Consider the following 14569-nt stretch of genomic DNA (forward strand, 5'->3'; position numbering starts at 1 on the left):
GCCGCCGAGTAGGATGGCCAGTCGAATGGGTCGGCAAGACGGCCGCGCGGGCTGGCAACAGCTCTCGAGGAACGTCCGGGCTCCGCAGAGCAGGGCGGTGGGTAACACCCACCCGGGGCAACCCGCGAGAACAGTGCAACAGAAAGTAGACCGCCTTCGGCCTCGGCCGGGGGTAAGGGTGAAACGGTGGTGTAAGAGACCACCAGCGGCCGTGGCGACACGGCCGGCTAGGTAAACCTCGTCCGGAGCAAGGTCAGACAGGGAACGCTACGGGCTGCTCGTCCAGTTCCCGGGTAGGCCGCTAGAGGCGTGCGGCAACGTACGTCGTAGATAGATGGCCGTCCAAGGTGCTTCGGCACCCCAACAGAACCCGGCGTATCAGCCGGCCCATTCACTCCCTAGACTCGGTGGCATGGCCGACGAGTACAAGCGCCCTGGCTGGTATCCGGCTCCCGATGGCGAAGCGGGTGAGCGGTGGTGGAACGGCTCCGGCTGGAGCGACTCCCGCCGCGGAGGCGCCGTACCGCAGGTTGCCGTCCCGCCGGTCTACGGCGGGAGCAACCCGCCGCCGCGGCCCAACCCGTACGCCCCGTCCGCCGCGTCCCCAGCGGCCTTCGTGGTCTCAGAGCCGCAGAACCGGCTGGCGCTGGCCGCTCTCGTGACCGGCGTGATCGGCCTCTTCGGCTTCACCGTGCTGGGCCCGGTCGCCATTGTCCTCGGCCTCGACAGCCTCGCCAAGGTCCGCCAGCTCAGGGCTCAGGGGTCGCCCACCGGCTCCGCGCTGGCTCTGTCCGGCATCGGCATCGTCACGGGTGTGATCGCCACGGTCATCCTGATCACCGTCATCATCAGCTTCATCGCGGCGTTCTCGATCGACTACACGCCCTAGCCGCGCTCGAGCACCCCTTTGAGCGTCGCGAGATCGGTCACGACGGCGATCGCGTCCGCCTCGAAGGCGTCGTCCGACATGCCCGGCTGGCGTCGCAGGGTGAAGACCACCTCGGCGCCGCCGTCGGCCTCGATCACCCGAACGGGGTTGTAGAACGTGTCGCCCTCCGCCGTGGTCACCCAGTGGTCGAGCACCCCGAGCGCATTGCGCGGGGACATCTCCACGGTCACCGCGCCCAGGGGCGAGATCGAGACCCACTCGCCGTCCACGAGCTCGATGCCGACGGAGAGCCCCTCCGCCCACTCGGGCAGGTTCTCGGGGTTGGAGGCGTAGTCGTACACCGCGTCGACGCTGCGGCGGATGAACACGCTCAGGTGCTGGGACTCCATGGTTCGATTCTCGCGCGCGACCCGCGCGGTGTCGATGCGCCGCTTGGCGCGAAGGCCCCATATTCTTGTGCTGTGACGGATGCCACGGCGGCAGCGATCGCGGGGGAACTCGCGCTGCTCGACCCTGCCGTCCGGGCGGACCGCAGCGCGGCTGCCAAGCTCATCGACCCGGAGTTCCTCGAGGTCGGACAGGGCGGCCGCCTGTGGCACCAGGCCGAGATCCTCACCGAGTTCGGCACCGCGTCGAGCATGCCGCACGTCATGATCTCCGAGATGGATGCCCGTCCGATCGCCGACCACCTCGTGCTCGTCACCTACGTCTCGACGATCGAGGGTCGGAGCGTGCGCCGCTCGTCCATCTGGCGCGACTCGCTCGACGGGTGGCGCGTGATGTTCCACCAGGGCACCCGCATTGACTGAGGCCGACCTCGTCCTCCGCCTCCGCGCCGCCGGCTGCGTCTTCGCGGAGGAGGAGGCCGCCCTCCTGCTCGCCGAGACCGACGATGCCGCCGAGCTGGAGCGCATGACGCAGCTCCGCGTCGACGGGCTCCCTCTGGAGCACGTGCTCGGCTGGGCGGAGTTCTACGGCCGTCGCTACGTCGTGGCGCCCGGCGTCTTCGTCCCGCGCCCGCGCACCGAGCACCTCGTCGACCTCGCGGTCGCCCGCGGCGGCTCGACCGTGCTCGACCTGTGCTGCGGCAGCGGGGCGGTGGGGGCGGCGGTCGCCCACGAGCTGCAGGCGGAGCTCTACTCCGCGGAGCTCGACCCGGTGGCCGTGGCCGTCGCGCGCCAGAACGTGCCGCGCGTCTTCGAGGGCGACCTGTACGAGCCGCTCCCGCGCGGGCTCGCGTTCGACCTCATCGTCGTCATCGCCCCCTACGTGCCGACGGAGGAGATCGCGCTCCTGCCGCACGAGGCGCGCGACTTCGAGCCGCTGCTCGCGCTGGACGGCGGCACGGACGGGCTCGCCCTGGTCCGCCGCATCCTGGCCGAGGCCGGGGACTGGCTCGCGCTCGACGGCGCGCTCCTGACCGAGGTGAGCGAGGAGCAGGCGCCCGCGGTGGTCGAGCTCGCCGCAGCCTACGGCTTCGCCGCGGCCGTCGACGAGACGGTCGTCACTGTGACACGAAGCGGTAGCCCATCCCCGCTTCCGTGAGCAGGTACCGTGGGGCCGACGGCTCCGGCTCGAGCTTCTTGCGCAATTGCGAGAGGTAGAGCCTGAGGTACCCGGTGTCGGTCGTGTACTGCGGTCCCCAGACCTCGGTGAGCAGCGTCTCGCGCGTCACCAGGCGGTCGTGGTTGCGCAGGAGCACCTCGAGCAGCCGCCACTCCGTGGGCGTCAGGCGCACGGATGCCCCGGCCCGGGTGACCACGCGGGCGGCGAGGTCCACTGTCACATCCCCGAAGGTGACGACGGGCTCGTTGCTGGCAGCCGGAGTCCGCCGCGAGAGGGCGCGGATGCGGGCGAGCAGCTCGTCCGCCGAGAACGGCTTCGTCACGTAGTCGTCGGCGCCCGCGTCGAGCGCCTCCACCTTGTCCCAGCTCTCACTGCGGCCGGAGACCACGAGCACCGGCACCTGCGTCCAGCCCCGCAGGGCCTCGATCACCTCGATGCCGGTGAGGCCGGGCATCCCGAGGTCGATCACGACGATGTCGGGGTGCGTCTTGATCGCGGCGTCGAGGGCGGCGGTGCCGTCGGCGGCGGTGGTGACGTCGTAGCCGCGCGCCGTGAGGGTGATGCGCAGGGCGCGCAGCATCTGCGGGTCGTCGTCGGCGATCAGGATCTTCATGCCGCGGCCAGCTCTATCACCATGGTGAGGCCGCCGCCGGGGGAGTCCTCGGCCTCGAGGGTGCCGCCCATCGCCTCGACGAACCCCTTCGAGAGAGCCAGGCCGAGGCCCACTCCGGTGGTGTTGTCGGTGTCACCGAGTCGCTGGAAGGCCACGAAGACATCCTGCCTTCTTTCGGGCGGGATGCCCGGCCCCGAGTCGATCACCCGCAATTGCACGCGCCCCTCGAAGGCGCTCGTCGCGACGACGGGCGAGGTGCCCGCCGGGGAGAACCGCAGTGCGTTGGCGAGCAGGTTCACGACGGCGCGCTGGAGCAGCACGGGGTCGGCGGTCACGGCGGGCACGTCCCCGAGCTCGAGCTGCACCTCGCCCGGCGCGAGGGCGAGCTCGTCGAGGGCGCCCATGACCACGTCGTCGAGCGCGGTGTCCGCGAGGGTCACACCGAGCACCCCGGCCTGCAGCCGGCTCGCGTCAAGCAGCTTCGTGACGAGCTCGGCCAGGGCATCGAGCGACTCCTCTGCGGCCGCGAGCAGCTCGGCCTCGTCGGCGGTGGAAAGGGTCACCTCGGACGAGCGCAGCGAGGTGATCGCGGCGGTCGCTGCGGCGAGCGGGCGGCGAAGGTCGTGGCCGACGGCGGCGAGCAGCGCGGTGCGCAGCCGGTCGGCCTCCGCAACCGGGCGCATGCTCTCGGCCTCGGTGGCCAGCTCGCGCTGGGCGAGGGCGGCGGCGATCTGAGAGAGGAACGCCCCCAGGATCCGCCGGTCGGACGCCGGCAGCTCGGGCCCGCGCAGCGAGAGGCTGGCGTGGTCGCCGATCGGGAAGCTCGACTCGCGGTCGTCGTCGCTCGCGAGTGCGGCATCCGTCGCGGCGTAGAGCACGGCGCCGCGGGACCGCAGGATGACGCTCGCCATGCCGAAGGACTCGCGCAGCCGCGCGACCAGGGCGTCGAGGGCGTCCTGCCCGCTGAGCACGCCGCCGGCGATCGTAGCCAGCGTCTCGGACTCCGCCGCCGCCCGGGACGCGACCCGCGAGCGCCGCGCCGCCTGATCGACCACGATGCTCACCAGGACGGCGACCACGACGAAGATCACGAGGGCCAGCAGGTGCAGGGGCTCGGTGATGGTGATCGTGTAGAGCGGGTCGACGAAGAAGAAGTCGAGCAGGATGCCGGCGGCCAGAGCGCTCACGACGGCGGGCCAGATCCCGCCCACCAGAGCGACGACGACCACGAACAGCTGGAAGGCGAGCACGTCGCTCGTGATCGACTCCTCGCTGCGGATCGCACTCAGCAGCCAGGTGAGCAGCGGCAGCCCCGCGACGGCGAGGGCGAACCCGAGCAGCCTGCGCCGCAGCGAGAGGGCGCCGCCGACCGTGGGGAGCGTCCGTGACCCGGCCTGAGCGTGCGACACGATGTGCACGTCGATATCGCCGGCCTCCCGGATGACGGTGGCCGACGTCCCCGCCCCGGTCAGCAGCGCGGTCAGGCGGCTTCGCCGGCTCACGCCGATGACGAGCTGGGTGGCGTCCACTGAGCGCGCGAACTCGACAAGTGCGCGCGGCACCTGCTCGCCCACCACCTGGTGGTAGCTGCCGCCGAGCGTCTCAACGAGCTCGCGCTGCGCCGCCAGGATGCCGGGGTTGCTCTCGGCGAGCCCGTCGGAGCGGGTCACGTGCACGGCGAACAGCTCGCCGCCGCTCGACCGAGACGCGATGCGGGCCCCGCGGCGCAGGAGCGTCTCGCCCTCGCGCCCGCCGGTCAGCGCCACGACCACCCGCTCGCGCGCGTTCCACGAGGCGGCGATGCCCTTCTCGGCGCGGTACTTCTGCAGTGCCGAGTCGACCTCGTCCGCGAGCCAGAGGAGCGCGAGCTCGCGCAGGGCCGTCAGGTTGCCGAGGCGGAAGTAGTTGCTGAGCGCGGCGTCCACGCGCGCGGCGGGGTAGACGACGCCCTCCGTGAGCCGGTCGCGCAGCGCCTGCGGGGCGAGGTCGACCAGCTCGACCTGGTCCGCGGCCCGCAGCACGGCGTCGGGGATGGTCTCCCGCTGGGTGACGCCCGTGATCTGCCGCACGACGTCGTTCAGCGACTCGATGTGCTGGATGTTGACCGTGGAGATGACGTCGATGCCCGCGTCGAGGATGGCCTCGACGTCCTGCCAGCGCTTGGCGTGCGCGCTGCCCGGCGCGTTGGTGTGGGCGAGCTCGTCGACGAGCGCGAGATCGGGCTTTCTCTCGAGCACGGCGGCGAGGTCGAGCTCCTCGAGCGCGACCCCCTTGTGCTCCACGGTCAGGCGCGGCACGAGCTCCAGGCCCTCGACGAGCGCGGAGGTCGCGGCGCGCCCGTGCGTCTCGACGATGGCGATCACGACGTCTCGGCCCGTGCCGGCGATCCGGCGGCCCTCCTCGAGCATCGCGAACGTCTTGCCGACGCCGGGAGCGGCCCCGAGCATTACCCGGAGCCGTCCCCTGGTCATGCGCTACTTGTCCATTTCCGCGAGAGCCATATTGAGCCTCAGCACGTTGACCGTGGGCTCACCGAGGTAGCCGAGGTCACGCCCCTGAATCATAGACTCCACGAGGTCGCGCACCTCCTGCTCGCCCAGTCCGCGGGCCTCGGCAACGCGGGGCACCTGCAGCAGGGCGTACTCGGGGCTGATGTGCGGGTCGAGTCCGGAGCCGGACGCGTGCAGTGCGTCATCCGGGATGTCGGTGGCTCCGTCGAGCGCCTCGATCGCCGCGCGGCGGTCGGCGACAGCGGTGGCGAGGTCCTCGTTGTTGGGGCCGTAGTTCGAGCCGCTTGAGGCGCCGCCGTCGTACCCGTCGCCCGCGGCGCTCGGGCGTGACTGGAACCACTCCGGGAGCGCTGCGCCGTCGGCATCCGTGAAGGCCTGCCCGATGAGCGACGAGCCGACGACCCGGCCGTCGACCTCGAGCAGCGAGCCGTTGGCCTGCGCCGGCAGCGCGGCCTGGCCGATGCCGAGCACGACTGCCGGGTACCCGATGCCCAAAACGCAGGAGAGTATGACCATCGCGCGTATGGCGGTCCAGGTTTGGCGGAATTTCATGAGATTGTCCTTCGTTTTCGAGAGGTCGTGACGGGGGCCGGCTCAGAAGCCGGGGATGAGGCTCACGACGAGGTCGATGAGCTTGATGCCGATGAACGGGGCGATGATGCCGCCGAGTCCGTAGACCAGCAGGTTGCGGTTCAGCAGTCGTGAGGCGGAGACCGGGCGGTACTTCACGCCGCGCAGGGCGAGCGGGATGAGCGCGACGATCACGAGCGCGTTGAAGATGATCGCGCTCAGAATGGCCGACGCCGAGGAGTGCAGGCCCATGATGTTCAGCACCGCGAGGCCCGGGAACACGCCCGCGAACATCGCCGGGATGATCGCGAAGTACTTCGCGACGTCGTTGGCGATCGAGAACGTGGTGAGCGAGCCGCGCGTGATGAGCAGCTGCTTGCCGATGCGCACGATGTCGATGAGCTTGGTCGGGTCGGAGTCGAGGTCGACCATGTTGCCGGCCTCCTTCGCGGCCGACGTGCCCGTGTTCATCGCGACGCCGACGTCGGCCTGCGCGAGCGCGGGGGCGTCGTTGGTGCCGTCGCCGGTCATCGCGACGAGGTTGCCGCCGGCCTGCTCCTTCTTGATGAGCTCCATCTTGTCCTCGGGCGTGGCCTCCGCCAGGAAGTCGTCGACCCCGGCCTCCTTGGCGATCGCCGCGGCGGTGAGCGGGTTGTCGCCCGTGATCATGACGGTCCGGATGCCCATGGCCCGCAGTTCGGCGAAGCGCTCGCGCAGCCCGTCCTTCACGACGTCCTTGAGGTGGATCACGCCGAGCACTCGGGATACCCCGGCCGCGGTCTTGGTGGCGACGACGAGCGGCGTGCCGCCCGACTCGGAGACCCGGGTCACCAGCGCGTCCAGGTCCTTCGGGGTCGAACCCGCCCACGCCGCGACCATCGAGCCGGCGCCCTTGCGGACGAACGAGCCGTCGGGCAGGTCGACACCGCTCATGCGGGTCTGCGCCGTGAACGGCACTACCGTGCCGGCCACGGTGCCCGAGGTCTTGGCCGGCAGCAGCTCGTGCGCGAGGAAGACCACCGAGCTGCCCTCCGGCGTCGGGTCGCTGAGCGAGGACTGCCAGGCCGCCTCGACCAGCTCGTCTCGCGACACCCCCGCCACCGGCAGGAACTCCGACGCACGGCGGTTGCCGTACGTGATCGTCCCGGTCTTGTCGAGCAGGAGGGTCGTGACGTCGCCGGCGGCCTCGACCGCGCGGCCGGACATCGCCAGCACGTTGTGCTGCACGAGCCGGTCCATCCCGGCGATGCCGATTGCGCTGAGCAGGGCGCCGATCGTGGTCGGGATGAGGCAGACGAGGAGGGCGACGAGCACCGTGATGCTCACGGCGCCGCCCGAGTACGAGGCCATCGGGTTGAGCGTGAGCACGACCACGAGGAACACGATCGAGAGGCTCGCGAGCAGGATGTTGAGTGCGATCTCGTTGGGGGTCTTCTGGCGGGAGGCGCCCTCGACGAGCCGGATCATCCGGTCGACGAAGGTCTCGCCGGGCTTCGACGTGATCTTCACCACGATGCGGTCGGAGAGCACTCGCGTGCCGCCCGTGACCGCGCTGCGGTCGCCGCCGTGCTCCCGGATGACCGGGGCCGACTCGCCGGTGATGGCCGACTCGTCGACGGAGGCGATTCCCCACACGATGTCGCCGTCGCCCGGGATCACCTCGCCCGCCGACACCGCGACGTAGTCGCCCAGCCGGAGGTCGGCGGAGGAGATATCGTCCGCGAGGGAGGAGTCCGCGCCATCCGGAGACCCGACCCGGTGGGCGATCGTCGACGTCCGCGTGCTGCGCAGGCTGGCGGCCTGGGCCTTGCCTCGGCCCTCCGCCACCGACTCCGCGAGGTTCGCGAAGAGCACGGTGAGCCAGAGCCACACGGCGATTCCGATGGTGAACGACGGCGCGGTCTGACGCGAGCCCGTCAGGGGCTCGACGATCGCGATCGCGGTGGTGAGCGCTGCGCCCACCTCGACGACGAGCATCACGGGGTTGCGCCACATGAGCCGCGGGTCGAGCTTGCGGAACGCCCCGGGGAGCGCCTGCACGAGCTGGGCGAAGGAGAACGCGCTCGAGCGCGGGGCGCTCGGGGCGGGAGCGGCCTTGCGGGGCGCTCCGGTGTGGATGATGGCCATGATTACTGGAGTCCTTCTGCTAGCGGACCTAGCGCGAGTACGGGGAAGTACGTGAGTGCCGACACGATGACGATCGTTCCGAGGAGCAGACCGACGAACTGCGGGCGATGGGTGGGCAGGGTGCCGGCGGTGGCCGGGATCCTGTCCTGAGCGGCGAAGGAGCCGGCGAGGGCGAGCACGAACACGATCGGCAGGAACCGGCCGAGCAGCATCGCGACACCGAGCGCGGTGTTGAGCCACGGGGTGTTGGCGGTGATCCCGGCGAAGGCGGAGCCGTTGTTGTTCGCGGCCGACGTGAACGCGTAGAGCACCTCGGTGAAGCCGTGCAGCCCGGGGTTCCAGATCGACGTGCCGGTGACATCCTCGCGAACCGCGGGGATCGCGAAGCTCAGGGCCGTGCCCACGAGAACCAGGGTCGGCGTGGTGAGGATGTACAGGCTCGCGAGCTTGATCTCCCGCGACCCGATCTTCTTGCCGAGGTACTCGGGGGTGCGTCCGACCATGAGTCCAGCGAGGAACACCGCGATGATAGCGACGACGAGGATGCCGTACAGCCCCGCCCCGACACCGCCGGGCGCGACCTCCCCGAGCATCATGTTGACGAGTGCCATCCCGCCGGCGAGCGGCGAGAAGCTGTCGTGCATGGAGTTGACCGCACCGGTCGACGTGATCGTCGAGGTGGTGCCGAACAGCGTTGAGCCGATGATGCCGAACCGCTGCTCCTTGCCCTCCATCGTCCCGGCGCTGAGCTCGGCCCAGGTCATGAGCGACACGGAGGCCGTGAACAGCACGCCCATAGTCGCCGCGACGGCGTAGCCCTGGCGGTTGTCGCCCACGATGCGCCCGAAGGTGCGGGGCAGCGCGAACGGGATGAGCAGCATGAGCAGCACCTCCACCATCGACGTCCACGGGGTGGGGTTCTCGAACGGGTGCGCGGAGTTCGCGTTGAAGAACCCGCCGCCGTTGGTTCCGAGCAGCTTGATGGCCTCCTGGGATGCCACCGGCCCCCCGGGCACGACTGCCGAGCCGCCCGTGATGGTCGTGACATCCTGGAACCCGTTGACGTTCTGGATCACGCCGCCGGCCAGCAGCACGACGGCCGCGAGCACGGAGAGCGGAAGCAGGATTCGCAGCGTGCCGCGCGTGAGGTCGACCCAGAAGTTGCCGATCGTGCCCGAGAGCCGGTACGACAGGCCGCGGATCAGCGCGACGGCGACAGCGATACCCACCGCGGCGGAGACGAAGTTCTGCACGGCGAGGCCCACGAGCTGCACGGTGTAGCCGAGCGTGACATCGGGGGAGTAGGACTGCCAGTTCGTGTTCGTCACGAACGAGATCGCGGTGTTGAACGCGAGGTGCTCACTGGTCGGGGGCAGCCCCAGCGAGTACGGCAGGATCTGCTGCACGCGCTGGAGGGTGTAGACGAGCAGGATGCCGACGGTCGAGAACGCGAGGATCGACCGCAGGTACGCCGGCCAGCTCTGCTCCGCCGCGGGGTTCACCCCGATGAGGCGGTAGAAGCCGCGCTCGACGCGGAGGTCCTTCGTAGAGGTGTAGACCGCCGCCATGTAGTCGCCGAGCGGGCGGTAGAGCAGCACCAGCACGACGGCGACCGTCGCGAGCTGGGCGAGGAAGAGCCAGCCCATCAGAACTTCTCGGGCTTCACGAGGGCGACCACCAGATAGGCGATCGCTGCGAGGGCGAGCACTGCCGCCACGAGTTCGAGCACGATCACAGCCGCTCGACCCCCTTGGCGACGAGGGCGACAACCGCCACGAGGGCGAGGATGCCGGCGATGAACACGACGTCGAGCACGAGAACTCCATCCGAAAGAACCCAGCACTCTGCCGGGCACGGATGAGTCAACTCCGGTCAGGCGCGCCCGATACGGGTCCTCACGGTTCCCTAACGCCGCCGCGGCGATTCCTCACGCAACGTGCGCGGCCGTGCCCGCGCCGCGCCGCGCGCCGCGCGCGCCCGCGCTCCCGGTCCGCCCCCCGAGAGTGCAGTTTGACGGGGTCGAGGTCCACCCCCACCCCGTCAAACTGCACTCTCGGGAGCGGAGCGGGAGAAGTCGGGCTACTTTGCGTCGGTGCTGAACTTGGGCGCGGGCTCCGCGTCCGGGATGGGCGCGGCGAGAGCAGCGGCCCCCAGGATGCCCGCGTTGTTGCGGTGCACGGCTGCCACGATGGGCGTCTGCAGCGACAGCAGCGGGAGGAAGTCGTCCGCGGTCTTCGACACGCCGCCGCCGACGATGAAGAGGTCCGGCGAGAACAGGGACTCGAGGTACGTGTAGAACTTCTGCAGCCGCTTGGCCCAGTGCTCCCAGTCGAGGTTCTCGCGCTCCTTCGCGGAGTACGCGGCGCGCTTCTCCGCGTCCTTGCCGTCGAGTTCGAGGTGCCCGAACTCCGAGTTGGGGATGAGCACTCCGTCGTAGATGAGCGCGCTGCCGATTCCGGTACCGAGCGTGGTCAGGATCACGAGCCCCTTGACGCCCTTCGCCGCCCCGTAGCGCACCTCGGCGTAGCCGGCGGCATCCGCGTCGTTGACGAAGTGGATGTCGCGGCCCAGCGCCTTCTCGAAGAGCGCCTCCGCCTCGAGGCCGATCCACTTCTTCGACACGTTCGCCGCTGACATCGTGCGGCCGTTGCGCACGATCGCGGGGAAGCACACCCCGAGCGGCACGTCGTCCTCGACGCCGCCGAGCTCGGCGATGAGCTTGACCACGGTCGCCACGATGTCGTCGGGCGCGCCGCCCTCGGGCGTCGGGAGCTTGATGCGGTCGGTGAGCAGCTCGCCCGTGTCCGTGTCGACGAGGGCGCCCTTGATGCCCGTGCCGCCGATGTCGATGCCGAGCGCCTTTGCCATGTGTGTTCCTTCTCGAGAGAGCTAGGGGAGGGTGAGGATGTCGGCGCCGCGCTCGGTCACCACGAGGGTGTGCTCGAACTGGGCGGTGAGCGACTTGTCACGGGTCGTGACGGTCCAGTCGTCGTCCCACTGGTCCCACGCGACTGTGCCGGGTTCTTCGGGCGTGCCGAGGGTGAGCATCGGCTCGATCGTGAAGACCATGCCGACCTCCATGACGGTGTCGAAGGCGGGGGCCGCGTCGTAGTGCGGCACGACCAGGCCGGAGTGGAACGCGGTACCGACGCCGTGGCCCGTGAAGTCGCGTACGACTCCGTAGCCGAAGCGGCGGGCGTACGACTCGATGGCCCGCCCGATGACGTTGATCTCGCGGCCGGGAGCGACGGCCTTGATGCCGCGGGCGAGGGCCTCCTGCGTCCGCTCGACGAGCGCGCGGGCATCCGGTGCCGCATCGCCGACCAGGAAGGTCTTGTTGAGGTCGCCGTGCACGCCGTTCTTGAACGCGGTGATGTCGAGGTTGATGATGTCGCCCTCCTCGAGGACGGTGTCATCCGGGATGCCGTGGCAGATGACCTCGTTGATGCTCGTGCACACCGCCTTGGGATAGCCGCGGTAGCCGACAGTCGACGGGTAGGCGTCGTGCGCGACGATGAACTCGTGGGCGATGACGTCCAGGTCGTTGGTGGTGACTCCCGGGCGGATGGCCGCGCCCACGGCCTCGACGGCCTGCGCGGCGATGCGCCCCGACTCGCGGATGAGCTCGACCTGCTCCGGCGTGTAGATGTCATTGCCGGTGTACTCGCGCGGGCCGCGCTTGCCGACGTACTCGGGCCGGGGGATGCTCGCAGGGATCGGGAGCGGGGGAGCGATTCGTCCCGGGACGAGGTGTCCCTGTGCGTCCCGAGGCATAGTGTTGATTCTAGACGGAGGTACACATGACCGAATGGTGGTACAACCACAAGACCGGCAAGGTCGAGGAGGGCCCGCAGTCGCTGGGCTCCGATCGCGACGGCCCCTTCGCCTCCCGGGAGGAGGCCGCCAGAGCCCCCGAGATCTTCGCCGAGCGCTCCCGCAAGTGGGCTGCCGAGGACGAGCGCGACGGCGACTAGGCCCGCAGCCGCGCGATGAGGCCCATCGCGTCGATGGGCGCGCACCTTGGTGTCGTTGTCGACGGCGCGGCGGCTACCTCAGCCCTCGTACGAGTGCTCGGGACCGGGGTAAGAGCCGTCGGCCACGTCGCCGCGGTAGGCGGTAACGGCGTCAGTGAGGTTCTGGCGCAGGTTCGCGTACTGCTTCACGAACTTCGGGATGCGGCCCTTGGTGAAGCCCGCCCAGTCGGTCCACACCAGCAGCTGGCCGTCGACGTGCGGGCCCGCGCCGACCCCGATGGTCGGGATGCGCAGCTCCTCGGTCACGCGCTTCGCGGCCTCCGCCGGCACCATCTCGAGAACGACGGCGAAAGCTCCCGCGTCCTCGACGGCGTGCGCGTCGGCGAGCAGCTGGTCGAGCCCCTCGCCGCGGCCCTGGATGACGTGACCGCCGAGCCCGTGCTCACTCTGCGGCGTGAAGCCGATGTGCGCCATGAGGGGGATCCCGGCCGAGACGATGCGGCGGATCTGCTCCGCACTGCGGACGCCGCCCTCGAGCTTGACGGCGTGCGCGCCGGTCTCCTTCATGAAGCGGAATGCGGTGTGGAGAGCCTCATCCGGCCCTGTCTCATACGAGCCGAACGGCATGTCGGCGACGACGAACGCGCGCGACACGGCGCCCGCGACAGCGCGGGCGAGCGGGATGAGGTCGTCGATCGAGACCGGCAGGGTCGTGTCGTAGCCGTACACGTTGTTGCCGGCCGAGTCGCCCACGAGGAGGAAGTCGATGCCCGCCTCGTCGAAGATCCCGGCGGTGAGCTGGTCGTAGCTCGTGAGCCCGGTGATCTTGATGCCGTTCTCCTTGGCACTCTGGAAGTGCCTGGTGCGAACGCGCTTGAGATTGGCCTGTGCTGCCGCTGCGGCGGCGGTGTCGCTCATAGTGCGAGTCTATGACCGGTAACCTTGTCAGTGCCGTAACCGCCCGACAGAGGAGCTTGATGGACAAGCAGCGCGACTTCGTTCTTCGCACGATCGAAGAGCGGGGCATCAAGTTCATCCGCCTCTGGTTCACGGACGTCGTGGGCACGCTGAAGAGCGTCGCGATCGCCCCGGCCGAGGTCGAGGGCGCGTTCGCCGAGGGCCTCGGTTTCGACGGGTCGGCGATCGAGGGATTCACCCGCGCGTACGAGGCCGACATGCTCGCCCACCCGGACCCGACGACCTTCCAGATCCTGCCGTGGCGCGGGGAGATCGACCCGACCGCGCGGATGTTCTGCGACATCACGACGCCGGACGGCCAGCCCGCGGCATCCGACCCCCGCAATGTTCTCAAGCGCTCGCTCGCCAAGGCGGCGGACCGCGGATTCACGTTCTACACGCACCCGGAGATCGAGTTCTACCTCCTCAAGTCGTCGAAGCTCAAGGGCGGGCGGCCCGAGCCGGTCGACTCGGCAGGCTTCTTCGACAACGTGCCCGGCGGCACCGCCCACGACTTCCGCCGTCGCTCGGTGCGCATGCTCGAAGACCTTGGCATCTCGGTGGAGTTCAGCCACCACGAGGCCGGCCCGGGCCAGAACGAGATCGACCTGCGCTACGCGGACGCGCTGACGACTGCCGACAACATCATGACGTTCCGCACGGTGATCAAAGAGGTCGCCATCGAGCAGGGCGTCTACGCGACGTTCATGCCGAAGCCGCTCTCGGGGCAGCCCGGCTCCGGGATGCACACGCACATGTCTCTCTTCGAGGGCGACAGCAACGCGTTCTTCGACGCCTCCGGCCACTACCAGCTCTCCAAGATCGGCCGCCAGTTCGTCGCGGGCCTGCTCACGCACGCGCCCGAGATCACGGCCGTGACTAACCAGTTCGTCAACTCCTACAAGCGACTCTGGGGCGGCGACGAGGCTCCGAGCTTCGTCACCTGGGGCCACAACAACCGCTCGGCCCTCGTCCGCGTCCCGCTCTACAAGCCGAACAAGGGCCAGAGCGCGCGCGTCGAGTACCGTGCGATCGACTCCGCGGCGAACCCGTACCTCACCTTCTCGCTCCTGCTGGCCGCCGGCCTCAAGGGCATCGAGGAGGGCTACGAGCTTCCGCCCGAGGCCGAGGACAACGTCTGGGAGCTGTCGGACGCCGAGCGCCGCGCGCTGGGCTACAACCAGCTGCCGGCATCCCTCGACCACGCTGTCTCGATCATGGAGGACTCCGAGCTGGTCGCCGAGACGCTCGGCGAGCAGGTGTTCAACTACGTGCTGCTGAACAAGCGGCTCGAGTGGAAGGAGTACCGCGCGCAGGTCACTCCGTACGAGCTGGAGAGCAACCTCGAGATCCTCTAGCACTC

15 protein-coding genes and 1 other RNA gene are annotated in these 14569 nt (G+C 69.8%); 6 read left to right on the forward strand and 10 right to left on the reverse strand.

Annotated elements, in window-relative coordinates:
* Window positions 1-26 precede the first annotated feature (26 nt).
* Window positions 27-394, forward strand: an RNA gene (gene rnpB / locus AC1RTC_RS02870) — RNase P RNA component class A.
* Window positions 395-412: 18 nt separating this feature from the next.
* The gene (locus tag AC1RTC_RS02875) at window positions 413-889 is read left to right on the forward strand and encodes a DUF2510 domain-containing protein (protein ID WP_493153945.1); all 477 of its coding nucleotides are present in this window, start codon (window positions 413-415) and stop codon (window positions 887-889) included.
* Here AC1RTC_RS02875 and AC1RTC_RS02880 read toward each other — a convergent pair.
* The gene (locus tag AC1RTC_RS02880) at window positions 886-1278 is read right to left on the reverse strand and encodes an SRPBCC family protein (protein WP_493153946.1); all 393 of its coding nucleotides are present in this window, start codon (window positions 1276-1278) and stop codon (window positions 886-888) included. The genes AC1RTC_RS02875 and AC1RTC_RS02880 overlap by 4 nt on opposite strands.
* A gap of 72 nt (window positions 1279-1350) precedes the next feature.
* Between AC1RTC_RS02880 and AC1RTC_RS02885 the strand changes: the two genes are divergently transcribed.
* Both AC1RTC_RS02885 and AC1RTC_RS02890 read left to right on the forward strand, forming a co-directional pair.
* Window positions 1351-1698 (forward strand): nuclear transport factor 2 family protein, encoded by a 348-nt coding sequence (locus AC1RTC_RS02885; protein WP_493153947.1) that lies wholly within the window; start codon window positions 1351-1353, stop codon window positions 1696-1698.
* The gene (locus AC1RTC_RS02890; RefSeq protein ID WP_493153948.1) at window positions 1691-2434 is read left to right on the forward strand and encodes a putative protein N(5)-glutamine methyltransferase; all 744 of its coding nucleotides are present in this window, start codon (window positions 1691-1693) and stop codon (window positions 2432-2434) included. Before AC1RTC_RS02885 ends, AC1RTC_RS02890 begins: the two co-directional genes overlap by 8 nt.
* On the opposite strand, the gene AC1RTC_RS02895 is transcribed toward AC1RTC_RS02890, so the two are convergent.
* From AC1RTC_RS02895 to map, 8 genes are all read right to left on the reverse strand, one after another.
* Window positions 2394-3068 carry a response regulator gene (locus AC1RTC_RS02895; protein WP_493153949.1) on the reverse strand — a complete coding sequence of 225 codons (675 nt, stop codon included), beginning with the start codon at window positions 3066-3068 and terminating at the stop codon, window positions 2394-2396. The genes AC1RTC_RS02890 and AC1RTC_RS02895 overlap by 41 nt on opposite strands.
* Window positions 3065-5539 (reverse strand): DUF4118 domain-containing protein, encoded by a 2475-nt coding sequence (locus AC1RTC_RS02900; RefSeq protein WP_493153950.1) that lies wholly within the window; start codon window positions 5537-5539, stop codon window positions 3065-3067. Before AC1RTC_RS02900 ends, AC1RTC_RS02895 begins: the two co-directional genes overlap by 4 nt.
* A 3-nt stretch (window positions 5540-5542) precedes the next feature.
* Window positions 5543-6130 (reverse strand): potassium-transporting ATPase subunit KdpC, encoded by a 588-nt coding sequence (gene kdpC, locus AC1RTC_RS02905; RefSeq protein ID WP_493153951.1) that lies wholly within the window; start codon window positions 6128-6130, stop codon window positions 5543-5545.
* Between the two features lie 42 nt (window positions 6131-6172).
* On the reverse strand, window positions 6173-8275 hold the full coding sequence (kdpB, locus tag AC1RTC_RS02910) for a potassium-transporting ATPase subunit KdpB (RefSeq protein ID WP_493153952.1): 2103 nt from the start codon (window positions 8273-8275) through the stop codon (window positions 6173-6175).
* 2 nt (window positions 8276-8277) lie between these two features.
* On the reverse strand, window positions 8278-9921 hold the full coding sequence (gene kdpA, locus AC1RTC_RS02915) for a potassium-transporting ATPase subunit KdpA (protein WP_493153953.1): 1644 nt from the start codon (window positions 9919-9921) through the stop codon (window positions 8278-8280).
* Window positions 9921-10010: a potassium-transporting ATPase subunit F gene (locus tag AC1RTC_RS02920; protein ID WP_493153954.1), complete on the reverse strand. Its 90-nt coding sequence runs from the start codon at window positions 10008-10010 to the stop codon at window positions 9921-9923. Before AC1RTC_RS02920 ends, kdpA begins: the two co-directional genes overlap by 1 nt.
* A 344-nt stretch (window positions 10011-10354) precedes the next feature.
* Window positions 10355-11143 carry a polyphosphate--glucose phosphotransferase gene (ppgK, locus tag AC1RTC_RS02925; protein ID WP_493153955.1) on the reverse strand — a complete coding sequence of 263 codons (789 nt, stop codon included), beginning with the start codon at window positions 11141-11143 and terminating at the stop codon, window positions 10355-10357.
* Between the two features lie 21 nt (window positions 11144-11164).
* The gene (map, locus tag AC1RTC_RS02930) at window positions 11165-12049 is read right to left on the reverse strand and encodes a type I methionyl aminopeptidase (RefSeq protein WP_493153956.1); all 885 of its coding nucleotides are present in this window, start codon (window positions 12047-12049) and stop codon (window positions 11165-11167) included.
* A gap of 26 nt (window positions 12050-12075) precedes the next feature.
* Between map and AC1RTC_RS02935 the strand changes: the two genes are divergently transcribed.
* The gene (locus tag AC1RTC_RS02935) at window positions 12076-12249 is read left to right on the forward strand and encodes a methionine aminopeptidase (protein ID WP_493153957.1); all 174 of its coding nucleotides are present in this window, start codon (window positions 12076-12078) and stop codon (window positions 12247-12249) included.
* A 78-nt stretch (window positions 12250-12327) separates the two neighbouring features.
* Here the strand turns inward: AC1RTC_RS02935 and panB are convergent, their stop codons facing one another.
* On the reverse strand, window positions 12328-13167 hold the full coding sequence (gene panB, locus AC1RTC_RS02940) for a 3-methyl-2-oxobutanoate hydroxymethyltransferase (RefSeq protein WP_493153958.1): 840 nt from the start codon (window positions 13165-13167) through the stop codon (window positions 12328-12330).
* Between the two features lie 59 nt (window positions 13168-13226).
* Here panB and AC1RTC_RS02945 point away from each other — a divergent pair, with 59 nt between their 5' ends.
* On the forward strand, window positions 13227-14564 hold the full coding sequence (locus tag AC1RTC_RS02945) for a glutamine synthetase family protein (RefSeq protein ID WP_493153959.1): 1338 nt from the start codon (window positions 13227-13229) through the stop codon (window positions 14562-14564).
* Window positions 14565-14569 lie beyond the last annotated feature (5 nt).

Source organism: Rhodoglobus sp. GW821-FHT12B09 (assembly GCF_058809925.1).